The sequence below is a fragment of the Hamadaea sp. NPDC051192 genome (assembly GCF_040682475.1).
In the GTDB taxonomy this organism is placed as follows: domain Bacteria; phylum Actinomycetota; class Actinomycetes; order Mycobacteriales; family Micromonosporaceae; genus Hamadaea; species Hamadaea flava.
In genome coordinates this window covers 12,086-32,420 of the sequence record NZ_JBFBAZ010000073.1, presented here as the reverse complement: position 1 = coordinate 32,420, position 20,335 = coordinate 12,086, and the positions used below count along the sequence as shown (strand labels likewise).

Annotated in this window: 25 protein-coding genes; 9 read left to right on the top strand and 16 right to left on the bottom strand. The window is 71.3% G+C overall.

Annotated elements, in window-relative coordinates; genetic code table 11:
• Positions 1-32: 32 nt before the first annotated feature.
• The 5 genes from AB0M47_RS26590 to AB0M47_RS26570 are packed head-to-tail and all read left to right on the top strand — an operon-like array spanning position 33 to position 5,533.
• Entirely contained in the window at positions 33-1,406 is a 1,374-nt protein-coding gene (locus tag AB0M47_RS26590; RefSeq protein WP_363418769.1) for a condensation domain-containing protein, read from the top strand.
• Complete coding sequence (locus AB0M47_RS26585) at positions 1,403-1,681, top strand: phosphopantetheine-binding protein (RefSeq protein ID WP_363418767.1); 279 nt, start codon at positions 1,403-1,405, stop codon at positions 1,679-1,681. Before AB0M47_RS26590 ends, AB0M47_RS26585 begins: the two co-directional genes overlap by 4 nt.
• Positions 1,678-2,898 carry a cytochrome P450 gene (locus AB0M47_RS26580; RefSeq protein WP_363418765.1) on the top strand — a complete coding sequence of 407 codons (1,221 nt, stop codon included), beginning with the start codon at positions 1,678-1,680 and terminating at the stop codon, positions 2,896-2,898. The genes AB0M47_RS26585 and AB0M47_RS26580 overlap by 4 nt, the downstream gene beginning before the upstream one ends.
• Entirely contained in the window at positions 2,895-4,073 is a 1,179-nt protein-coding gene (locus AB0M47_RS26575; protein ID WP_363418763.1) for a condensation domain-containing protein, read from the top strand. Before AB0M47_RS26580 ends, AB0M47_RS26575 begins: the two co-directional genes overlap by 4 nt.
• Entirely contained in the window at positions 4,073-5,533 is a 1,461-nt protein-coding gene (locus AB0M47_RS26570) for an AMP-binding protein (RefSeq protein WP_363418761.1), read from the top strand. Before AB0M47_RS26575 ends, AB0M47_RS26570 begins: the two co-directional genes overlap by 1 nt.
• Before the next feature lie 65 nt (positions 5,534-5,598).
• Here AB0M47_RS26570 and soxR read toward each other — a convergent pair whose 3' ends face one another.
• Positions 5,599-6,057, bottom strand: a complete 459-nt coding sequence (gene soxR, locus AB0M47_RS26565) for a redox-sensitive transcriptional activator SoxR (protein ID WP_363418759.1) — start codon at positions 6,055-6,057, stop codon at positions 5,599-5,601.
• A gap of 84 nt (positions 6,058-6,141) precedes the next feature.
• Here soxR and AB0M47_RS26560 point away from each other — a divergent pair, with 84 nt between their 5' ends.
• Complete coding sequence (locus tag AB0M47_RS26560; protein ID WP_363418757.1) at positions 6,142-7,014, top strand: NmrA family NAD(P)-binding protein; 873 nt, start codon at positions 6,142-6,144, stop codon at positions 7,012-7,014.
• Positions 7,015-7,125: 111 nt separating this feature from the next.
• Here the strand turns inward: AB0M47_RS26560 and AB0M47_RS26555 are convergent, their stop codons facing one another.
• The gene (locus AB0M47_RS26555) at positions 7,126-7,479 is read right to left on the bottom strand and encodes an ADP-ribosylation/crystallin J1 (RefSeq protein WP_363418755.1); all 354 of its coding nucleotides are present in this window, start codon (positions 7,477-7,479) and stop codon (positions 7,126-7,128) included.
• Positions 7,480-7,659: 180 nt separating this feature from the next.
• Entirely contained in the window at positions 7,660-8,364 is a 705-nt protein-coding gene (locus tag AB0M47_RS26550) for an SDR family NAD(P)-dependent oxidoreductase (protein WP_363418753.1), read from the bottom strand.
• 85 nt (positions 8,365-8,449) lie between these two features.
• Here AB0M47_RS26550 and AB0M47_RS26545 point away from each other — a divergent pair, with 85 nt between their 5' ends.
• Entirely contained in the window at positions 8,450-9,091 is a 642-nt protein-coding gene (locus AB0M47_RS26545) for a helix-turn-helix domain-containing protein (RefSeq protein ID WP_363418751.1), read from the top strand.
• 2 nt (positions 9,092-9,093) lie between these two features.
• Here AB0M47_RS26545 and AB0M47_RS26540 read toward each other — a convergent pair whose 3' ends face one another.
• Positions 9,094-10,446, bottom strand: coding sequence for an NAD(P)/FAD-dependent oxidoreductase (locus tag AB0M47_RS26540; protein WP_363418749.1), 1,353 nt, complete (start codon positions 10,444-10,446; stop codon positions 9,094-9,096).
• A gap of 141 nt (positions 10,447-10,587) precedes the next feature.
• Between AB0M47_RS26540 and AB0M47_RS26535 the strand changes: the two genes are divergently transcribed.
• Together AB0M47_RS26535 and AB0M47_RS26530 are read left to right on the top strand one after the other, a co-directional pair.
• Entirely contained in the window at positions 10,588-11,199 is a 612-nt protein-coding gene (locus tag AB0M47_RS26535; protein ID WP_363418747.1) for a TMEM175 family protein, read from the top strand.
• Between the two features lie 51 nt (positions 11,200-11,250).
• The gene (locus tag AB0M47_RS26530) at positions 11,251-11,583 is read left to right on the top strand and encodes a cupin domain-containing protein (RefSeq protein WP_363418745.1); all 333 of its coding nucleotides are present in this window, start codon (positions 11,251-11,253) and stop codon (positions 11,581-11,583) included.
• A gap of 6 nt (positions 11,584-11,589) precedes the next feature.
• Here AB0M47_RS26530 and amaP read toward each other — a convergent pair whose 3' ends face one another.
• From amaP to AB0M47_RS26470, 12 genes are all read right to left on the bottom strand, one after another.
• Positions 11,590-12,165, bottom strand: a complete 576-nt coding sequence (gene amaP / locus AB0M47_RS26525) for an alkaline shock response membrane anchor protein AmaP (protein ID WP_363418743.1) — start codon at positions 12,163-12,165, stop codon at positions 11,590-11,592.
• Positions 12,165-12,698, bottom strand: a complete 534-nt coding sequence (locus tag AB0M47_RS26520; RefSeq protein WP_363418741.1) for a DUF6286 domain-containing protein — start codon at positions 12,696-12,698, stop codon at positions 12,165-12,167. The genes amaP and AB0M47_RS26520 overlap by 1 nt, the downstream gene beginning before the upstream one ends.
• Before the next feature lie 47 nt (positions 12,699-12,745).
• Positions 12,746-13,168 (bottom strand): Asp23/Gls24 family envelope stress response protein, encoded by a 423-nt coding sequence (locus tag AB0M47_RS26515; RefSeq protein WP_363418740.1) that lies wholly within the window; start codon positions 13,166-13,168, stop codon positions 12,746-12,748.
• Positions 13,165-13,356: a hypothetical protein gene (locus AB0M47_RS26510; protein ID WP_363418738.1), complete on the bottom strand. Its 192-nt coding sequence runs from the start codon at positions 13,354-13,356 to the stop codon at positions 13,165-13,167. The genes AB0M47_RS26515 and AB0M47_RS26510 overlap by 4 nt, the downstream gene beginning before the upstream one ends.
• 5 nt (positions 13,357-13,361) lie before the next feature.
• On the bottom strand, positions 13,362-13,796 hold the full coding sequence (locus AB0M47_RS26505; RefSeq protein ID WP_363418736.1) for a hypothetical protein: 435 nt from the start codon (positions 13,794-13,796) through the stop codon (positions 13,362-13,364).
• Positions 13,796-14,260 (bottom strand): Asp23/Gls24 family envelope stress response protein, encoded by a 465-nt coding sequence (locus tag AB0M47_RS26500; protein ID WP_363418734.1) that lies wholly within the window; start codon positions 14,258-14,260, stop codon positions 13,796-13,798. Before AB0M47_RS26500 ends, AB0M47_RS26505 begins: the two co-directional genes overlap by 1 nt.
• Before the next feature lie 150 nt (positions 14,261-14,410).
• Positions 14,411-15,430 carry a methyltransferase gene (locus AB0M47_RS26495; RefSeq protein ID WP_363418732.1) on the bottom strand — a complete coding sequence of 340 codons (1,020 nt, stop codon included), beginning with the start codon at positions 15,428-15,430 and terminating at the stop codon, positions 14,411-14,413.
• On the bottom strand, positions 15,427-16,545 hold the full coding sequence (locus tag AB0M47_RS26490) for an aminotransferase class V-fold PLP-dependent enzyme (protein ID WP_363418730.1): 1,119 nt from the start codon (positions 16,543-16,545) through the stop codon (positions 15,427-15,429). Before AB0M47_RS26490 ends, AB0M47_RS26495 begins: the two co-directional genes overlap by 4 nt.
• Positions 16,542-17,744 (bottom strand): hypothetical protein, encoded by a 1,203-nt coding sequence (locus tag AB0M47_RS26485; protein ID WP_363418728.1) that lies wholly within the window; start codon positions 17,742-17,744, stop codon positions 16,542-16,544. Before AB0M47_RS26485 ends, AB0M47_RS26490 begins: the two co-directional genes overlap by 4 nt.
• Entirely contained in the window at positions 17,737-18,426 is a 690-nt protein-coding gene (locus AB0M47_RS26480) for a tryptophan 2,3-dioxygenase family protein (protein ID WP_363418727.1), read from the bottom strand. Before AB0M47_RS26480 ends, AB0M47_RS26485 begins: the two co-directional genes overlap by 8 nt.
• A gap of 102 nt (positions 18,427-18,528) precedes the next feature.
• Positions 18,529-19,497, bottom strand: a complete 969-nt coding sequence (locus AB0M47_RS26475) for an anti-sigma factor RsbA family regulatory protein (RefSeq protein ID WP_363418725.1) — start codon at positions 19,495-19,497, stop codon at positions 18,529-18,531.
• The gene (locus AB0M47_RS26470) at positions 19,494-20,321 is read right to left on the bottom strand and encodes an MEDS domain-containing protein (protein ID WP_363418723.1); all 828 of its coding nucleotides are present in this window, start codon (positions 20,319-20,321) and stop codon (positions 19,494-19,496) included. Before AB0M47_RS26470 ends, AB0M47_RS26475 begins: the two co-directional genes overlap by 4 nt.
• Positions 20,322-20,335 lie beyond the last annotated feature (14 nt).

Sequence of the window (20,335 nt, the reverse complement as noted above, 5' to 3'; positions counted from 1 at the left end):
TCATGTCGAATGACCAACCTGGGGAGTTGCTCATGACCGCCGAAGCACCGTTGTCCTATGCCCAGCAACTGCTCGCCGCGTTCGCCGTGCACGACGGCGGCAGCGTCTTCGGCGGCGGATTCGTCAACTGGTGTGCCCACGAGCTGACCGGCCCGGTCGAGCCGGAGCTGCTTCAGGAGGCGCTGGACGAACTGGTCGTGCGGCACGGCGGGCTGCGTACGGTGGTGGTCCGGGACGAGGGCTTCCCGTTCCAGCGCGTCGTCGCGCCCGCGCCGGTTCCGCTGCGCGTCCACGACGCAGCCGTGTCCACACCGGACGAGCGGGTCCGCGCGACCGCCCGGATCACAGCCGAGGCCCTGGCCCGGCCGTTGCCACCCGGCCAGGTTCCGTTGATCGCCGCCGACCTCGTCCGGTTCGGCCCGGACGCGTCGGCGCTGATCCTGCTGATCCATCGCACCGTCGCCGACGGCTGGACGATGCAGGTCGCCATCCGGGACGTCGTCGCGGCGTACGAACGCCGCCGCCGAGGTTCGGCCGACGCAGTCGAACCCCCGCCCCAGTACGCCGACCACGCGCTGACCGAATCCTCCCCGGAACGGGAGAAGCGGATTCAGGAGGCGCTGCCCTACTGGCGGGAGCAGCTGTCCGGCGTACGCCGGGTGGGCATCCCGGCCGACCGGCCCCGCCCGGACGCTGCCGTCAACACCGGCCGGGAGAAGGCGCTGCACACGTTCGAGCTGCCGGACGCGGTCGTCGCCGGGCTGCGTGCGCGGGCCCGGACGCTGCGGACCACCGAGTTCACCCTGCTGCTCACGGCGTACGCCGTAGCCCTGGCCGGGCACGCGGGCCAGCCGCGGATCGCCCTGCCGGTGTTGTCGGCCGGACGCGGCGCCGGGGACTGGGACGGCATCGGCTTCTACCTCAACGGCCACGTGCTCCGGCTGAGCCTGTCCGATGCGATGACGGCGGCGGAGGCAGCGGCGCATGTGCACCAGGTCAACGCCGAGGCGCTCCAGCATGACGTACCGCTCATCCGGGTGCTGGAGGAGCTGCCGGAGCTGGCCGAGGCGGCGTTCGACGCCCGCGACATCGTGCCCGCGCCGATGCAGTTGTGCCGGCCGATCCCGCGCGCCGACGACCCCGCTGCGGCCGTCCGCTATCGACGGCTGACCCTGCCGCCCGACGTCGTCCGGGAGACGCCGGTCATGCCGGTGGACTTCCTCTGGGTGATGGAGCCGTACGACTCCTTCGTCGTCCGGGTGACCTACGACCCCGCGATGTTCGACGCGACCTCGGTGGAACGGATCGCCCGCCGGTTCCGTGCGACCGCCGACCGGCTCGTGACCTCACCGAACACGCCGCTGGCGAGTCTGCTGGCGGCCACGCCCGAGGAGGTACGCGGATGAACCGCCAAGCGCTCGACCTGAGCACCGAGTACACCGCACCGCGAGACGCCGTCGAACAGCAGCTGGCCGAGCTGTGGTCGGCTCGCCTGGAGGTCGAGCCGATCGGTGTCCACGACGACTTCTTCGAGCTGGGCGGGGACTCTCTGCTCGCCGCCGAGCTGCAACTGGCGATCGACCGGATGTTCGGCGTCGAGGTGCCCACCTGGACGTTGTTCCTGAGTCCCACCGTGGCCGAACTCGCCGCCACCATCGTCGCCGAGCTGGCGTCGGCGTGAACGGTCTCGTCGACCTCGCCGATCCGGGCCTGTACGCCACCGGCGAGGCGCATATGGTCTTCCACGCCTTGCGAGACAGCGACCCGGTGCACTGGCAGCCCCCGGCGGGCGACCGGCCCGGATTCTGGTCCGTGACCCGGTACGCCGACGTCGACCGGGTGCTCTCGGACTACGAGGCGTTCACCAGCGAGCGCGGTACGCTCCTCAACCTGCTCGGCCGCCCCGATCCGGCCGCCGGGCGGCAGCTCGCCGCGACCGATCCGCCCCGGCACGACCGGATGCGCGCGCCGGTGCAGCAGGCGTTGAACGCCCGGGCCGTCGACCGCCATATGTCCGCCGTGGACGCTGCGGTGGACGCCGTCCTCGAACCGGTCCGGGCGTCGGCCGGGTCGGTTGTGGACCTCGTGGAGGTGTTCCGGCTGCTGCCGCTGGCCGCCGTCGGGCCGCTGCTGGGCGTACCGGAGTCGGATCGCGCGCGGCTGGCGGAGCTGGCAGCGATGTGCGCCGCCGAGGACGATCCCGACATCCAGCTGCCGGGCGGGGTCGCCGCGACCCTCCAGCGCGGCCATCGGGAACTGTTCGCGTACTTCGCCGATCTGGTCCGCCAGCGGCTCCGGCGGCCCGGCGACGATCTGCTCAGCGTGCTGGCCACGATGCGGTTCGAGGGTGCTCCGCTGCCCGTCGGAGCCGTCATCGCCAACGCGTACAGCCTGCTCCTCGGCGCGGCGGTGACGCTGCCGTGCGTGCCGGCGGCCGTGCTGGCCCAGGTGGCGCGGACCGGCGCCTTCCGGGCCTGGGCCGAGCGGCCGGACCTGCTGGACAGCGGGGTCGAGGAGGCGTTGCGGTTCGCCACCCCCGGCATGCATTTCGTCCGGCACGCCCGGCGGCCGGTCCGGCTTGGAAACCATTACATCGATTCCGGCCAACCCGTCGTCGCGTGGCTGACCGCCGCCAACCGCGATCCGGCGGTGTTCCACGACCCGGACGGGTTCCGCCCGGGCCGGCGGCCCAATCGGCACCTCGCCTTCGGCAGCGGGCGGCACTACTGCGTCGGCTCCCACGTCGCCCGCCGGACGCTGCGCCTGCTCTTCGGCCGGTTCCTCGCCGAGGTGGCCGACCTCGACCTGGCCGGTCCTCCGGTCCGGGTCCACTCGGTGTTCCTCGCCGGGTTCAAACACGTGCCGGTCGTGGTCCGGCTGCGCGGAGGCCTCGCATGATCCCCCTCACCTACGCTCAGGAGCTGCTCGACCTGCTCGAACGGCACCATCCGGGCCGTACCACCGGCGATCGGTTCGTCGTCGAGCAGTCCTTCCAAGTGACCGGGACGGTCGAGCAGGAGACGTTGCGTGCGGCGCTCGGCGACGTGGTGGTCCGGCACGAGGCGCTGCGCAGCGTCCGGGAGCCCGGCGGCAGCCGGGTCGAGCCACCGGGACCGGTCACTGTGGACGGCTACGCCGATCCCTTCCCGGCCGGCGAACTGCCCGCGCTGCGGGCCCGGCTGTGCGACGACCGGCTCGATCTGGCCGCGCACCACACCGCGGCCGATCCGTGGTCGCTCGCCGTGATCGCGCGCGATCTGGCCACCGCCTATCACGCGCGACTGCGGGGCGACCGACTCTCCCCCAAGGTCATGCAGTACGCCGAGATCGCCGCCGACGACCGCTCGCCGCAATGGCAGCAACGCATCGCGGAGGTACTACCGAACTGGCGCGCGCGGCTCGTCAGGCTCGACGCGGTGGAGCGGCCCGAGTGCGGCCCGGTCACCGGCCGGTACGCCGAAGTCCCGTTCCGGCTCGGCGACGACCTCTGGCAGGCCGTGGTGGGCAGCGCCCGGCGCGCGCGGAGCACACCGTTCACGGTGCTGCTGTCGGCGTACGCGGCGACGCTGTATCCGGCGGGACGGACGCCGGAGGCGCTGCTGCCGGTCGTCACACCGGGCCGGATTCCGTCGGAGTGGGACACCGTCGGCTTCCTGCTCAACGTGCTCACGATGCGGGTGGCGATCCCGGCCGCCGACGATCCGCCGGAGCTGTTGCGGCGCGTCGACGTGGCGTGCCGCCAGGCGTACGCCGACGACATCCCGCTCGTGCCGGTGCTGGGCGAGGTGCCGGCCCTGCTGACCGCGCTCACCGGTACGCGCGCCGCCCCGGCCTTCCGGTTCGTCGCCCGGCCGTCGATGACCCCGCCGCTCGTCCAGCCACAATGGACAGCCATGCCGATCGGGCCGGAGACGTCCCCGTCGGTGGTCCTCGGCTGCCCGCTGCTGTTCACCGTCCATCCGGGCGGCACCGGGATCGTCACCTACGACACCGGGGCGTACTCGGCGGACCGGATCGGCGACCTGGTCTCGGCGTACCTGTCGCGGGTGCCGTTGTTCGCGGGAGCCCGCTGATGTGGCCCGACCACATCCTCAGCCTGGTGGAGCCGCACCTGTTCGGAGACGCCGTGGCGGTCCGCGACCGGGACGGGCAGCTGACCTATGCCGACCTCGGCGACCTCAGCGCCCGGGTCGCGGCGGCCGTGATCCGGGCGGGGGTGGCCGAGGGCGAGCCGGTGCTCGTGCACGCGAGCCTGTCGCGGTGGGCGATCGTGGGCATGCTGGGGGTGCTGCGCGCCGGCGCCTGCTACGTCCCGATCGACGCCGCCTTCCCGACGGCCCGCCAACGCCAGTACGCCGAAGCGTCAGGGGCACGGGTGGTGCTCACCGAACCTGGGCTGCCGGTGTTGCGGCCGGAGCTGACGCCGATCGGCCTGACCACGCTGCCACCCGGCCGGGCGGCCCGGCACGGGCGGCTCGCCTACACCTGTTACACCAGCGGCTCCACCGGCACGCCGAAACCGGTCACCGTGTCGGCGGCGGCGTTGGCGTACTCGACGGCCGCCCGGCTGCGGTACTACCAGGATCGGGTGGGCGGATTCCTGCTGTGCTCGTCGATCTCGTTCGACAGCTCGGTCGCCGGGATCTATTGGACGCTCGCCAGCGGCGGGACCGTCCTCATCCCGAGCTCACGGCCCGGTGACCTGGTCGCGCTCGGCCGGACGGCCCGGGCTAACCGGCCGACGCATCTGCTGCTCGTGCCGTCCCTGTACGCGGTCGCGCTGCGCGGCGGGCTGGCCGACGACCTGCGGACTCTGCGTACCGTGGTCGTCGCGGGCGAGGCGTGCCCGCCCAGCCTGGTCGGCGAGCACTTCGCCCGGCTGCCCGGCACCCGGATGTTCAACGAGTACGGCCCGACCGAATGCACCGTGTGGTGCACCGTCCACGAGTGCACGCCCGAGGACGCCGGGCGGCGCTCGGTGCCGATCGGCCACCCCATCCCCGGTACGCACGTCGCCCTCCTCGACGGCGTACTGCACGTGAGCAGTCCCGGCCTGGCCGAACCGGACACCGTCGCTCGGACCACAGTGGACGGCCGCCCGTACTACCGCACCGGCGACCTGGTGACCCAGCGTGCCGACGGGGCGCTGCTGTATCACGGACGCGGCGACGACCAGCTGAAACTCGGTGGGATGCGGATCGAGCGGGCCGAGATCGAACACGCGCTCGCCGGTTCGCCCGGGATCGCGTACGCCGCCGTGGGCATGGCCGGCGGCCACCTGGTCGGCTTCCTCGTCACTGCCGAAGACACCGTCGACCGCCAGGCAGTACGCCGCCATCTGCTGGACGCGCTGCCCGCCGCCGCCCTCCCGGCACAGCTGATCCAGGTCGACGAACTGCCGACGCTGCCGAACGGCAAGGTCGACCACGGGGACCTTGACCGGCGCGCCGCCGAGGCACCCGCCGCACAGCCCACCGAGGGGCCCGCCGCGCTCACGGGTGGAACGCTGTCGACCTATCCCGGCCGCCGATAGGTCGACGGCGTTCCATCGAGCGACATACCCGCCGCCGGCGGCGGCCCACCCGGCGCGGGCCTGGGCTAGCGCGCGGACGGCATCAGGCGCGGACCCGGGCCTTCCCGGCCCAGCACGTCTCGCGGGTTGGTCAGGTGGCAGCTTCGCAACGACAGGCAGCCACAGCCGATACAGCCGGTGAGGTCGTCCCGCAGTGCCTGGAGCTGGGCGATGCGCTCGTCGAGCACGGCCCGCCACCCGCTGGACAGGCGCACCCAGTCCTCCCGCGTCGGCGTCCGCTCGCTGGGCAGTTCGTCGAGGGCTTCCCGGATCGCCGTGAGCGAGATCCCGACGTTCTGCGAGGCCCGGATGAAGGCGACCCGGCGGAGCGTGTCCCGGCTGTATCGCCGTTGATTGCTGGCCGTCCGGGAGCTGCTGATGAGGCCCTTGCGCTCGTAGAAGTGCAACGCGGAGACGGCCACGCCGCTGCGGTCGGCGACCTGGCCGACGGTCAGTTCGTGGAACGTGGTGCGGGCCCTCGGCATGGAACCGACCGTATCACTTGACCTGAACCAAGGTTGAGGCCAAAGAATCGCGACGTCCATCACTGCGATCAGGGGGTCCATTCGATGACCAAGGTTCTCGTCGTCGGCGCCACCGGCCGGCAGGGCGGCGCCGTGGCCGACCTGCTACTCCAGCACGGCCACGACGTCACTGCCTACGTGCGGTCGCCCGAGGCGCCGGCGGCGCTCGCGCTGGCCGCCGCCGGGGCGCGGCTCGCCCCGGGCGATCTGGCCGACCCGGACGCGCTGGCCGCGGCGGCGCGCGGCGTCGACGCCATCTTCGGCCTCTCCGTGCCCTTCGGCGCGGGCGGCCAGGACGAGGAGGCCGCGCAGGGGCGGCTGCTCGTCGACACCGCCGTGGCCGCCGACGCCCATCTCGTCTACTCCTCCGTCCGGGGCGCCGACCGGCTCACCCCGACCGACATCGGCCACGCCGACAGCAAACAGCTCGTCGAGGCATACCTGCGGGAGCGGCCGGTACGCACGACCGTCCTCGCGCCCGTCTACTTCATGGAGAACGTGTTCAACTTCCGGTTCAGCCGGCTCACCGACGGGATCCTGGCCCACCCACTGTCCCCCGGCAAACCACTGGACCAGGTGACCGTCCGCGACATCGCCGGGATCACGGCGTACGCGATCGAGCACCCGGATCTGCTCGTCGGCGAGCGGATCGACCTGGCGTCCGACCGCGTCACCGGCGAACAGGCCGCCCGGATTCTCGGCGACGTGCTCGGCCGGGAGATTCCGTACCAGCAGTTGCCGCTGGACCAGATCCGGCAGTGGGCCGGGGACGAGGTAGCCGAGATGTTCCAGCGGTTCGAGGACAACACCGACTTCGTCGACGTCGACCGGCTGCGAGCGGCCTACCCAGGGGTGACCTGGCACCGCTACGCCGACTGGGCGCGGACCGTCGACTGGGACCGCGTCCTGGCGGCGTAGCGGACTCGCATCGGCGCTTTCGGGTGCTGGATCAGGGTTCTCGGTCGAATCATGACCCATGATTCGACCCGGAACCCTGATCCAGCGCTCAGGTACGGGCGGGCGCGGAAGTCAGGCGCTGGGCCGGAACTCGTGGACGACCTCGATCAGCCCGACGATGTGCCGGTTGAACTCCTCGAGTTCCTCGGCGGGCACCCACAGTTCGAGGATGTCGCGCCCACCCGCCTGCTGGACGGGGTAGCGGGCGGCGAAGTCGCGCTCGACCTCGAACCGGGTCACGTAGCCCACCCCTGAGGCGGGCACATTCCAGTCCCGGGCGATCATGATCGCGTACTGCTCGTTGAGCACCGGGTAGAAGATCGGCTGGTCGGGTAGCCGCGGCGGCCACGACCGCCAACCAGAGTCGCGGACGAGCGCCAGCTCCTCGGGACCCGTGGGCCGCCACAGGGTCGTCGTCTCGGTCATCGGCGCAGCATACCGGGCATGGCGAGCCGTCCCTAGTGGAGCGGCGGCGGCGCGTTCGTCCAGGCGTGTCGTTCCGATTGAACGAGCTCGGCTCACCCGCCGCCCTTCCAGAAGATCGCCCGCCGCGACGACGAGCCCTGATCGCCCCTGCCGGCCGAACTACGCAGCCGGAATCCAGGGTCAGCTGAGCACGTTGAAGACCGCCTCGGCTCGGTCTCGCTTGGTATACAGCTCCCAGGCCGCCTCGGCGAGCTCGTCGGGGTCGAGGATCGGCAGGCCGCCGGTCGCCTGGGCGCTCATGAACGTGTGGATGTCGCCGCGTTCGATCAGGCCGCCGATGGTCAGCGTGCCGGCATACACGCCCTGGTCGGCGAGCGCGGCGTGCAGGGTCACCGCGTAGTTGCGCAGGGCCGCCGAGGAGAGCGCCAGGTTGCCCAGGGCGGGCATCGGCACCACGGAACTGAGTCCACCCGCGAACAGCAGGCCGCCGTCGCCACGCTCGATCATGCCCGGCAGGACCGCGCCGACGAGGTCGACGGCCGCGTAGACCCAGCCCATCGCGGTACGCACGGTGTCGCTGTCCGCCTGCGTGATCGGCGTCGGCCGGTCGCTGGGGTCGAGCCCGGCCGGGCCGTAGTACACGATGTCAGGCGCGCCGAATCGGTTGGTGATGGCGTCGACGGCGGCGACCAGCTGCGCTCGGTCGCGTACGTCGGCGGTGAAGGCATCTGCCTCGATGCCCGCCTGGGCGAGCGACTCGAGATATCCGGCATGCCGGTTCGCCGTACGCGAGACGAGCGCGACCCGGTGGCCCTCCCGTCCGAAGCGGTGCGCGATGGACATGCCGAGCCCGGGTCCGACGCCGAAGACTGCCAGTGTTCCCACGTTTCCTCCTAAGATGAGGTCTCCCTCAGGTTAACTCGACCGTAGCACGAACCTGAGGCGGCCCTCAAGTTTGTAGGATGGCAGGGTGACCACGGGAACGAAGCCGCTCCGGGCGGACGCCGCGCGCAACCGCGACCGGCTCCTCGCCGCTGCGGAACAGGTGTTCGCCGAACGCGGCCTGGACGCGCCGCTGGAGGAGATCGCCCGCCGCGCGGGGGTGAGCATCGGCACGCTCTACAACCACTTCCGCACCCGCGACGACCTGTTCGACGCGATCTTCCCGGCGCGGATGGCCGTGCTGGACGCGGCCGCGGCGGAGGCGGTCGCCGATCCGGACGCCTGGGCCGGATTCGCCGCGTTCACCGAGACGCTGTTCGCGTTGCACGCCGAGGACCGGGGGCTCAACGACGCGCTGGCGCAACGCGTACCGCTGTCGCCTGGGGTGGTCGAGGCCTGCCATCGCTGCTTCCAGCACATCGAGGACCTGGTGGCGCGCGCGAAGCAGAGCGGGCAGCTCCGTGACGACTTCGAAGTGGCCGACTACGCCGCCCTGATCTGGGCGATGTCGCAGATCATCCGGGAGAGCGCCGGGGTCGCGCCGCAGGCCTGGCGACGGAGTCTGGCGTTCTTCCTGGACGGGCTGCGGTCCGGCGCCGCACATCCGCTGCCCGTCCCGGCGCTCACCGCGAAGCAGCTCGCGACCATCATGGCCGCGCCACCCGACTGACGCTATCGAGTCGCTGCGTCCTCGCGTACCAGTTGAAGATGCTCTTGGGGATCCCCACCCGTGACGAAGGCGCGGCGCGGGTGCTGGACCGAGGCGAGCGAGACGATGTCGCGGCCGAACAGCGCGGCGGTGAGCCAGATCGCCGCGACGCGGACCTTGCGCTCCCAGCTGGGCACGGCGAGCACGTGGTACCCGCGATGCATGAACCAGGCGAGCAGGCCGGTGATCACGATGCGGTGGTACTGGAAGATGCCACGGCCCAGCCCCAGCGTGGCGATCGTGCCCAGGCTGTGGTGCACGTAGGGCTTGGGCGGGCGGCCCCGCAGGCTGGCGACGATGTTCTTGGCGAGCAGCTTGCCCTGCCGGACCGCGTGCTGGGCGTTCGGCACGGTGACCGCGCCGTGGCCCAGTGCCAGGTCGGGCACGGCCGCGTCGTCGCCCGCGCCCCAGGCGTCCGGCACCGGCTCGGCCTCCGTGCCCACGCGCAGGTCCGCGCGGACCACGAGCAGGCCCCGCTCGTTGATCGGCAGGTCGGTGTGGCTGCGGACCATCGGGTTCGCGCCGTTGCCCGCGGTCCAGACGATCAGCCCCGAGTCGAACTCCTCGCCGGTCGACAGCACCACATGCCCGCCGGTCGCCGACTGCACCTGGGTGTTCAGATGCACGTGGCCGCCGCGCCGCTCCAGCGAGCGGACGACCCACTCCCCCGGCCCATCGGTGACCTCGGGCAGAATCCGGCCGCGGGCCTCCACCAGGTGGAAGGCCAGCTCACTCTGCTTGATCTCCGGGTACGCCTTGAGTAGCGACGTGGCCAGCGAGAGGAGTTCGCCGAACCCTTCGACCCCCGAGAACCCGCCGCCGACGAAGGTGACCGTGAGCAGCCGCTGCCGTTGCGGTCCTGGCGGCAGCGCCGACGCGCGGTCGAACGACGTGAACAGGCGGTCCCGGATGGCGACCGCCTCCTCGACGTGCTTCATGCCGATCGCCTGCTCGGCGACGCCGGGGATGCCGAACTTGCGGGTCACCGCGCCCGCGGTGACCACGATGACGTCGTACGCGAGCGGGAACGGCTCGCCGTCGACCGGCTGCACCGTGACGGTCCGCTCCGCGTGGTCGATCCGGTTCACCGAACCGGCGATCAGGCGCGTCCGGCGCAGGTGGCGCCGCAGCGACACGGCGGCGTGCCGGGCCTCGACCGAGCCGGCCAGCACCTCGGGCAGGAACGGCTGGTAGGTCATGTAAGGCCGGGGGTCCACGACGATGATCCGGGCCTCGTCGCGCCGGAGCTTCTTCTCCAGTTTCCAGGCGGTGTAGAAGCCGGCGTATCCGCCGCCGACCACCAGAATCGTTCGCATTGCGGTCCTCCGAGTGATGTCGTGCCTCGCAGTCACCGCATAGACCGGACAGCCCCCGGTTTCGTGACAGGAACGTGGCCGGTTGTGACGGACACCGCGCTGATCTTCGAGAAGTCGGCCGTACCCTGCGATGCTGTCACAATGAGAACCAGTCGGCTGGAAGCCTTCAGTGACGGAGTGCTGGCCATCATCATCACGATCATGGTGCTGGAGCTGAAGCCGCCGGCCGGGCACAGCCTGTCCGACCTGGTCCACACCACCGGCATCGGACTGTTGACCTATCTGCTCAGCTTCGTCTACGTCGGCATCTACTGGAACAACCACCATCACATGTTCCACCTGGTCCAGCGGGTCACCGGCGGCATCCTGTGGGCGAACCTGGGACTGTTGTTCTGCCTGTCCCTCTTCCCGTTCACGACGGCGTGGATGGACGAGTCGGAATTCGCGCACACCCCCGTCGTGATCTACGGCGTGAACCTGCTGGCCGCGGCGATCGCGTACTTCGTGGTGCAGTCGGTGATCATCCGGCACCAGGGTGCGCACTCGCCCCTGCGCAAGGCCGTCGGCCGTGACGTCAAAGGCAAGATCTCCCCGATCTTCTACTTCGCCGGGATCTTCAGCGCGCTGTTCATCGACCCGCACGGCCAGATCGGTGTCGCCATCGCCCTGGCCTGCTTCGTCGCCGTCGCGATCATGTGGATCATCCCCGATCGCCGCATCGACCGGGTTGTCCACCAGATCGAGGAGAACTGAGTTCGCGGATCTTCCCCGTCCGTTTCATCGCCGAGTTCTAGGGTCGGAACCATGAACAAGCTCTCACTGGTGGCCACTGGACGCGAGCAGCTCGACCGCGCCCAGCGATCCGGGGCCGGCCGGTCCGCCGCAACGGTGTACGGCGGCCACGAGCACGTCCTGCGCCAGACGGTCATCGCCATCGCGGCCGGAGCCGAACTCGCCGAGCACGTCAACCCGGGCGAGGCGACCGTCTTCGTCATCGACGGGCGCGTACGCCTGACCGGCGCGGCCGCCTCCTGGGAAGGGCTGGCCGGGGATCTGCTGATCGTGCCGGACGAGCCGCATTCGCTGAGCGCGCTGGAGGACGCCGTCGTCCTGCTGACCGTCGCCAAGCTCGGCTGACCGGACTCAGTGGACGCGTACGCCCGGCTGCCGCTCGACCTCCAAGTCCAGGCGTACGCGCAGGTCGGGCCGGTCGAGCGCGTGCCGGGCGTGGGCGACGGCCTCCCGCTCGACGCGGTCGCGGATGGCTGCGAGGTCGGCGTCGAGGTCGGCGCCCACCCGGAGGGTCAGCACCGGATCGTCCGCTTCGCCGACCAGCCGGGCGCGTACCGACCGGACTCCGCGGTAGGTCTCCACCTCGGCGCGGACGGCGTCACTGACGGCGGGCGCGGCCAGCGTCACCCGGTCGCGGCTGCCCTCGGTTCGCAGCGCCAGGCTCCGGAGCCGATCGGTGCCGAACAGGATGGCGATGAGCCAGCGCACCGCCAGCGCGAGGACGACGAGGGCGAGCACCCCCACCACCGGCCAGAACCAGCGCCCGTTGTCGCCGGCGAAGGTCCAGACCCGGTTGGCGGTCAGCAGGCGCCCGGCTCGGGCGTCGCCGAAGCCGCCGAAGGCGGTCAGCGCCACGATCACACCCCCGGCGAGCAGCAGGAAGCCGATGATCGTCAGGACGACCCGGTTCGTGCGATCGGCGTGCATCACGACCTCCGATCGACGGTGACGGACAGGCGTGGGCGGCGGGTCAGCCGGAGCCGGTCGAGATGCGTACCCGCCGTTTCGGCCACCTCTTCCCGCAGCCCGGGCTGCTCCGGACCGGCGTCGCGGGCGGTGGCGAGCACCCGGATCTGATTACGGCCGACCTTGACCCGGCCGGGCGTCACGCCTTCGACCTCCCCGGTCGCCGCCGTCAGATCCTGCGCCACGCCTCGGCGGGTGACCGCTGCGTCCATGTTGGAGTCGGCGCTCTCGACGGGCAGGCGGCGTACGCGCGACGGCCACAGCTCGAACACCAGGAGCCCGAGTCCGACCACGGCGAGCAACAGCCCGGCCGCCTTCAGCGCGGTGTCGTCCCAGCGCGTACGCCGGGCCCAGTCCAGCGCGCCGGACCAGTCGACCAAGACCGGCGCTGCCCCGGCGGCCGCCGCGACGACCTCGACGAGGACCACCACGGAAGCGGCGATCAGCGCCAGGGCGACGACGACCCCGAGGACCCGGTTGACGACCTTCCTCATCGCGATCCCTCCAGCTGTCCGATTTCGCCCTGTCCAATGCCGTCCGGTTAGGACACTCGGGCGTGCGGCGCGGCCGTGATCAGGTCGGACACCTCGATCCGGATCTCGCCGACCTCCAGCCCGGTCAGTTCGCGTACCCGCGTGCGCAGGTGCTGCCGCAGGTCGGCGGTCACCTGACCGACCGACGCGGGCCAGCGGACGCTCGCCGTGACGTCGAGGTACGCCTGGCCGCCGTCGACGCGGGCCGACACGGCAGGTCGCCGATGCAGCTCCGCCCGGCCGCCGATGTCGGGCACCTCGGTCGCCAGGTATGCCGCGAGCTTCGCCACGACGTTCTCCTTGATCTGGATGACGCCGAGTTCCGGGCGATCCCGGCGATCCCGGGCCGGCACCCGGTCCCGGATGGCGTCGTCCTGGACGGCGTCGAGATCCCGGGTCGGCAGATCGGCAGTGTCGGCCTCGGCGGTCACCGCGGGCTCCGACGCTGCTGCCCGATGCTGCTCAACGCGCTGAGATCCAGTTCGCGGCCGAGCACCTTGGCGACGGCCCAGCCGATCAGCGCGAACAACCCCACGATCAGCATCTGGCCGAAGCCGACCAGGACGACGACCAGGCCCAGGATCAGGCCGACGGCCGTGCCGAAAATCGTTCTCGTCATCGGGTTCATCGCGTGCCCCTCCCCTTCCGTCCCCCGCTTGGTTCACGCTTTCCCTGCTCTTGGCGGCTGGGTTCGCTCGGTTGCCGGCTGAGTTCGCGCTCTTCGCGGCCGGGCTCGCTGGTCGATTCGGTGGGCTCGCCGACGAGGTCGGCTACCAGGACGTCCACCTGACGGCCGCCCGCGAGGGGCGCGACGGCGGCGAGTACCGCCGACGCGATCTCCGGGATCGGCCGGCCCCAGCGCACTTGGATCTGCACCGACACCGCCGACTCGGCGACGCGTACGCCGACGACGCGGCGACCCGGCAGATACGTGGCCAGCTCGGCCGGCGATCCGGCGTACAGGTCCTCGACGCCTGGGCAGCGGCGTACCGCGGCCGCGATCGCGTCGACGTCGACCGCGTCGGTCAGGTCGCCCGGCGCGACGGCCGGCGCGGTCATCACGACACCCGGGCGGGCGTGCCCTGCTCGTCGTCGGGCAGATGGACGTCGTCGACGTTCACATTGACCTCGACGACCTCCAGCCCGGTCATCCGCTCGACCGACTGCTTCACGTTGCGCTGGACGCTGTGCCCGAGTTCGGCGATGCTCGCCCCGTAGTCGACCACGATGTCGAGGTCGACCGCGGCCTGCGTCTCGCCGACCTCCACGCCGACGCCCTGGGAGACGTTGGGCCCGGAGCTGCCGGGGATACGTTCCCTTATGGCGGCGAACGCCCGGGTCGAGCCGGTGCCCATCGAGTAGACCCCGGCGACCTCACGGCAGGCCATGCCGGCGATCTTCTGGACTACCCCCTGCGCCACGTGGATCTTGCCTTCTTGGGTGGTGAGGCGGTCGCTGCCGGCCGCCGGCTGCGTGCCGGACTCCGCCGGGCGGGTCGACGGCCGTTCGGTGGTCTGAGTCATCGCTCGCGCTCCTTCACTCCAGGTGACGGCATGACTACACGTCGTTTACCTGGAACTCGGCAGCCAAACCTCCTCGTCGCCGCCACCCGGGCCGCCTGGAGTCGACAAATACCCGACTGGGGGCAGTTGTCTTGTTTGAACTATTTATCGTCATCCGGGTTTCCGGGCCACCACCAGTTCCCAGGCCGACGGCAGCACCTCGACGTGATCGAACCCGGTCTTCTCCAGCAGCTCGGTGTAGAAGGACACGTCACGGAGCCGGCTGACGCAGCTGTCCACCCCGATCAGGAAGTACGACCAGAAGAACTGCATCGCCAGCCGGTCGGGCGTCCGGAACTCCTCGCAGATCACCAGTTGGCCGCCCGGCTCCAACGCCGCGTACGCCGATTCGACGAGCCGCCGGGCCACGTCGGTGGGCCAGTCGTGCAGGACGCGGACGAACGCCATCGTGTCGTACCCGCCGGGCAGCGGCTCGGCGAAGAAGTCCCCGGCGACGAAGCCCAGCCGGGCCGGATCGGCACAGCGCGTACGCGTCTGCTCGACGAGCGGGCCGACGGCGGCCAGGTTGTAGACGTCGGCGTGAACGTGGTGCGCGTCGGCGACGACGCTCGCGGCCAGCGTCCCCGCGCCGCCGCCCACGTCGAGGAATCGCTCGTGGCCGTCCCACAGACGGTCGGCGTACCGGTGGAACACCTCCAGCACCGGGCCGAGCCCGAGCGACATGCTGCTCTCGAACGACGCCGTCTGCTCGTCGGTCTGGGGCGGCCAGGCGAAGTCGTCCTCGGTCATGCCGACCTCGCCGCGCAGGCTGTCGGCCAGCCGCCCATGGAGCACCCGCCACGGATAGGTGTCGCGATCCCGTTCGATGGCGTCCGGCCCGAGCGCCGCCACCACCGCGTCCCGCAGCCCCGGCACCGCCCGGTACTCGGTGTCGGCGAGGTCGTCGCCGTGATCCTCACGGCGCAGCATGCCCAGACTCTCCAGACAGTCCAGGAACTTGTACAGCCGCAACGGTTTGAGGCCGTGCCGGTCGGCGAGGTCGGCCAGGCGTACCGGGCCGGGTTCCAGCTCGTCGAGCAGGCCCAGCTCCAGCGCCGTCTCCAGGACGTCGACCGCCTTGGCCCCGTTGAAGAGCAGGCTCATCAGCGCTCGGGGGGACATCTCCGTCATCGGTGCCACTCCTGTTCCAGGGCGTCCATGAACTCGTCGATCTCGTCCAGCGTGTTGTAGATGTGCGGGCCGATCCGCAGGTAGCCGCGCCAGCTGCAGATCAGGTTCCGCTTGGCCAGCCGGTACTTCACCGCCTCGCCGTCCGGGACGTCCAGGCACACCACGCCGCCGCGCTCCGGCCCGGCCGGGCTGACCGCCGGGATCCCGGCCGCCCCGGCCCGCTCCAGGATGCGGCCGGTCGCGGTCAGCGAATGGGCGCGGATCGCCTCGATGCCCACGCCGGCCAGCAGGTCCAGGCCGACCCGCGAGACGAGCGCCGTGAGCGGGAACGGGGTACCGCCCGCGAAGCGCTGCGCGCCGGGCGCCCAGGCGGTCGCGGGCTGGAACGACAACGCGTGTTCGCCCGCCTGCCAGCCGGTCGCGGTGGGCTCCAGCCCGTCCGCCAGCTCCGGCCGCACGTACAGGAACGCGGTGCCCACGCCGCACATCCACTTGTGCGAGCCGCCGAGCACGAAGTCCACGCCCAGGGCGGTCACGTCCAGCGGCATCACGCCCACGCTCTGGAAGGCGTCGACGATCACCAGGGCGCCCACCTCGCGGGCCCGGCGGATCAGACTCGCCAGATCCAGCGTCGCGCCCGACGAGAAGCTCGCGTGGGGCACGCAGACGATGAGGGTACGCTCATCGATCCGTCGTTCCAGCTCGGCCTGGTCGATCACGGGGCCGCCGTCGCCGACGACGTCGACCTCGGCCCCGAGCCGTTGCTGCGCCTGCCAGACGAACGGGATCGTGGGGAACTCGCGGTCGGTGATGACCACGCGGTTCCGGTTCGGCCGGAAGGTGAAGCACGACGCGACCCGGGACAGCAGCGTACTGAGGTTGGCGTCGGTGACGACGCTGCCCGGCGCGGCCCCGATGAACCGCTCCAGAGTGGACACGTACGCGTCCAGCTCCTCGTGCCAGCCGAGCCAGGCGTCGTCACGCCAGCTTCGCAGGGTGTCCCAATAGCGTTCCAGCACCGTCTGCGCCCCGCGTGGGATCGCGCCCGTCGAGTTGCTGTTGACGTAGACGCAGCCCTCCAGCAGCGGGAACTCCTGGCGCAGCGAATGACTCACGAGGATTCCTCCTGCTGGGGCTCGGCCGGCTGGGTGAAGACCGGGATGTCCCGGACGGCGGCCAGATACGGGGTGCCCTCGGTGTAGCCGGTGCCGGGACGCGTACCGAGCATTCGCACAGCGATCCGGTAGTGCGTCTGCCGCCATTGCAGCAACGTCGTGCCGAACTCGGTCATCCGGCGGTCGAGCAGGCCCCGCTGTGCCGCGGTCAGCTCGGCCGACCCGTACGCCTCGGCCAGCGACGGCTGACCGGCGAGCACCGTGTCCCGCACCTCCGGCACCGACCGGTACGCCGTCGAGTCGAGCCGGGGCTGGGCCGGCATCCGGCACAGCGACTCGACCCGCTTGTACGACCGGGATTGGATGGCGCTGGCACCTTCGGTGTAGACGCGGAACGTCCGGAAGGACTCCGGTTGCACCGTGGCCATCAGGGAGAACAACGGAGCCGCCCCGTCCAGCAACTGCCGGGCGTACGCGAGCCGCTCGGCCGCGGAGTCGGCCTGCCCGGTCGTCACGTCCTCGACGGCCTGGCCCAGTTCGGTGGCCAGCGCCGCGAAGGTCGTCTCGTAGCCCTGCAGGACCCGGATGAACAGGTACTCGTCGTGCACCTGGTCGACCGGCAGCATGCTCGCGTCGAGCGCCCGGCGTTCGGTGGCCTCCTGCCGGGTGAGCGCCACCTCGCACAGCTGTGCCGCGGTGGCGGCCGGGTCGGGAGCGGCCGTGGTCAGCAGACCCAGCCGGCTCAGCGCCGGGGCGAACGCCCGGACGCCCAGCCGGTACCGCTTGGTCAGGAGCGTCAGGGCGGGCCGCTGCTTGGGCAGCAGCTCGGTGGCGCCCGACGCGGCCGCGAGTTCGAACCGCAGCGCGTCGGCGATCAGCTGCACCGTCAGCTCGTCATGCCGACGGCGTACGGTCGCCGGGTCGTCCGGCAGCCGGATCAGGCTGAGCGCCAGATAGGTCTGGTAGTCGTAGCGCCCGTCGTACTTGTCGAGCGTCACGTCGAGGAAGTCACGCAGGAAGCGATCGGCCGCCTGCGCGCCGACCGGGGCCACCGCGGTACGCCGGGCCTGGTCGAGCAGCACCAGCAGGTCTTTGGCCACGAAGTGCTTACCGGTTCGCTGGAACTCCGCCACGACGGCGTCATAGGGGAACCTGTCCGGCCGGCGGTCGCCGGACAGCCACGACGCCAGCTCACGCACCCGCGTGGCCGCCCAGCACCCGCAGCTGCCAGAGTTCGGGGAAGAAGCGGTAGTCGATCAACTTGGCCAGCCAGTCGGCCGGGCTGTTCGGGGTGCCGATCATCCCGTGCCCGCCGATGCGGATCGCGATCGTGTAGTGGCGTACGCGCCACAGTGCGACCTGCTCGTCCCACTCGATCATGGCCTCGGCCAGCCGGTACGCCGAATCGGTGGCGACCCCCGGATACAGCGTCGCGGGATCGATCTCGCGTTCGCGGAGGTGGGCCTGGAAGGCCTGGCCCAATCGGCGGCTGGCCTTCTGCGCGTCGCGCCAGCCGGGCGATTCCGCGCCCGAGCCGTTGCCCAAAGCCGGTTTCATCGCCTCGAAGTCGGCCGGCTTGAGATATCGGAACATGTCGAGCTGATCGGTCACCAGCCGGATGGCCAGCGACGCCCGGCCCAGCAGCAGCTCCGCGCCGGGCAGATCGTCCTTGCCGACCAGGACGGCCGCCTCGTCGATCTCGGCGACCGCGAGTTTGAGCCAGAGTTCGCTGGACTGGTGCACTACTTGGAAGAGCAACTCGTCCCGGTGAACCATGTCGTCGGGGTGCCGTTGCAGGCTGAGTAAGGTGTCGAGCCGCATGTAGCGCGCGTAGTCGGTGTCGCCTTCGCCGGGCAGTTCAGGTGAGGTGTGCCTCTTCACCGAGCGTCCTTCCGTCAATCCGGGCGGTTACCCCGGCCAACGTAAGGACACATAGGATCATCGACGTGTCTGCATGTCAACCTTACCGAAACGGTTGTGTTATCAACGATCTGCGTCCGGGTCGCCCGCGGTCAGCCGGATCGTGAAGCCGGTCGCGTCCCGATGCATGCTGACGTGGTCGCAGAGCTGGTGGCTCAGCCACAGGCCAAGTCCGCCCGGATCGGCCTCGGCCAACGGCAGTAGCCCGGCGAACGGATCCTTCGGCCCGGCGCCTTGATCGGTGACGGCGAGCACCATCCGGTGTGACGAGATCCACAAGCGTACGCGGATCGGCCCGCGGCCATGCCGGAGCGCGTTGGTGACGCCCTCGCTGACGGCGACCATGAACCCACCGAGATCGGCGCCCGCCGAGGTCAGCGTGGCCGGGGCGGCGCTGCGCACCGCCTGCCGGACGGCGGCCGGCGTCGGGTCGACCAGGGTCCACGCCGGGGCCTGCCGCAGCAGCGGGTCGGCCGGGGCGGGCTGGGGCTCGCCGAGATAGCTCACCGGATCCTGGTAGGTCTCGTTCGGGGTGTGCTCCCCGTTCGGCCCGGCCGTCCGGGGATGCGTACGCAGGACGTCGGCCATCACGCCGGGCGGCGTCGTCGCCGTCTCGTACGCGCACATGCTCCACAGCGGGAACTCGTCGTACGCGTGGTTGATCGCCGATTCGTAGCGCGCCCACCAGTCCCAGGTCGCGCCGAACGCCGTGGCGGCCAGCTCGCCGATGATCCGGATCTGCTGCGCCCCCTCGGCGACGAGCCGGGCCAGGAGCTTGCGGTATTCGGCGATGGCCCCGGCGGGGCGGGCGTACATGTCGCCGCCGGCCAGGTAGATGATGCCGGGATCGTCGGCGGTGGCGCGCCGGATCAGGTCGGCGTGCGGACCGCCGAGGGCGACCAGTGTCGGCTCGCCCGCTGCCACCCCGCCGAGCAGGAACGGCACCGCGATGTCGAGCAGCTCCCGTTCCGAGGAGTAGACGGCGGCCTCGTGGAAGTAACCGGCGTGCCCGGCAGCCGCTCCGGTCCTCACGCGATCACCTCCAACCCGGCGTCGTTCAGACTCAACATGTCGGCCAGGCGCTTGACCACGGCCGGGCCGCCCCGCACCACGATCCGGCCGCCCGACTCCTGGGCCAGCCGGGCCAGCGCCACCAGCCCGGCGTGGTGGACGAAGTCCAGACCGGCGCCGTCCAACTCCACCGCCGATCCCGTGGCCGGCAACCCCATCGACCGCAGCACCTCCGTCAGCAACTCGACGTTGTCGTAGTCGATGTCGCCGGCCAGCCGCAGGCCGCCGGACTCGGCGTACACCCGAAACGGAGCATAACCGGGGCTCGAACTGGGGTGCCGGCACGCCAGCCGGCGCAGGTCGGCGGGCGCGATCGCCGCCCGGTCATAGCCGCACATGCCCCGGAACGGGTGGCCGTCCATGTACCCGTCGACGAGGTGCTCGTACCGGATCAGCCGATCCATCGCCGGGGGCGGCCCGGCGAGGCCGGTCGCATCGGCGAACGCGCGGAGACCCCGGAACCCGTCGCGGATCGCCCGATCGGTCGCGTCGCGATAGACGTCGACCTGGTCCGACGGGTCGGCCAGGTCGTCGGCGTACGCCGTCTTCCGGTGCAGCAGCTCGGCGCGGCCGCTGCGTAAGGCGGCGCCGAGGATGTCGTCGGTCTCCCACCAGCAGTCCTCTTCCGGGTCGGCCACCATCAGTACGCGCTGATCGGCGGCCAGGCCGGAGACCGCGAACGACCTCGCCGCGGCGCGCCACTCGGCTCGCTCGGTGTAGACGAAGCAGACGTGGTCGTGCGCGCCGACGGAGTCCACCTCGCCGATCACCCCGGTCCGCCGCATGCGGCCCCACCTAC

Bases quoted from the DNA above. Each gene is read 5' to 3' on its own strand.
- AB0M47_RS26590 (WP_363418769.1), top strand. From the start codon at position 33: ATGACCGCCGAAGCACCGTTGTCCTATGCCCAGCAACTGCTCGCCGCG.
- AB0M47_RS26585 (WP_363418767.1), top strand. From the start codon at position 1,403: ATGAACCGCCAAGCGCTCGACCTGAGCACCGAGTACACCGCACCGCGA.
- AB0M47_RS26575 (WP_363418763.1), top strand. From the start codon at position 2,895: ATGATCCCCCTCACCTACGCTCAGGAGCTGCTCGACCTGCTCGAACGG.
- AB0M47_RS26570 (WP_363418761.1), top strand. From the start codon at position 4,073: ATGTGGCCCGACCACATCCTCAGCCTGGTGGAGCCGCACCTGTTCGGA.
- soxR (WP_363418759.1), bottom strand. From the start codon at position 6,057: ATGCCGAGGGCCCGCACCACGTTCCACGAACTGACCGTCGGCCAGGTC.
- AB0M47_RS26560 (WP_363418757.1), top strand. From the start codon at position 6,142: ATGACCAAGGTTCTCGTCGTCGGCGCCACCGGCCGGCAGGGCGGCGCC.
- AB0M47_RS26555 (WP_363418755.1), bottom strand. From the start codon at position 7,479: ATGACCGAGACGACGACCCTGTGGCGGCCCACGGGTCCCGAGGAGCTG.
- AB0M47_RS26540 (WP_363418749.1), bottom strand. From the start codon at position 10,446: ATGCGAACGATTCTGGTGGTCGGCGGCGGATACGCCGGCTTCTACACC.
- AB0M47_RS26535 (WP_363418747.1), top strand. From the start codon at position 10,588: ATGAGAACCAGTCGGCTGGAAGCCTTCAGTGACGGAGTGCTGGCCATC.
- AB0M47_RS26530 (WP_363418745.1), top strand. From the start codon at position 11,251: ATGAACAAGCTCTCACTGGTGGCCACTGGACGCGAGCAGCTCGACCGC.
- amaP (WP_363418743.1), bottom strand. From the start codon at position 12,165: ATGCACGCCGATCGCACGAACCGGGTCGTCCTGACGATCATCGGCTTC.
- AB0M47_RS26520 (WP_363418741.1), bottom strand. From the start codon at position 12,698: ATGAGGAAGGTCGTCAACCGGGTCCTCGGGGTCGTCGTCGCCCTGGCG.
- AB0M47_RS26510 (WP_363418738.1), bottom strand. From the start codon at position 13,356: ATGACGAGAACGATTTTCGGCACGGCCGTCGGCCTGATCCTGGGCCTG.
- AB0M47_RS26505 (WP_363418736.1), bottom strand. From the start codon at position 13,796: ATGACCGCGCCGGCCGTCGCGCCGGGCGACCTGACCGACGCGGTCGAC.
- AB0M47_RS26500 (WP_363418734.1), bottom strand. From the start codon at position 14,260: ATGACTCAGACCACCGAACGGCCGTCGACCCGCCCGGCGGAGTCCGGC.
- AB0M47_RS26495 (WP_363418732.1), bottom strand. From the start codon at position 15,430: ATGACGGAGATGTCCCCCCGAGCGCTGATGAGCCTGCTCTTCAACGGG.
- AB0M47_RS26470 (WP_363418723.1), bottom strand. From the start codon at position 20,321: ATGCGGCGGACCGGGGTGATCGGCGAGGTGGACTCCGTCGGCGCGCAC.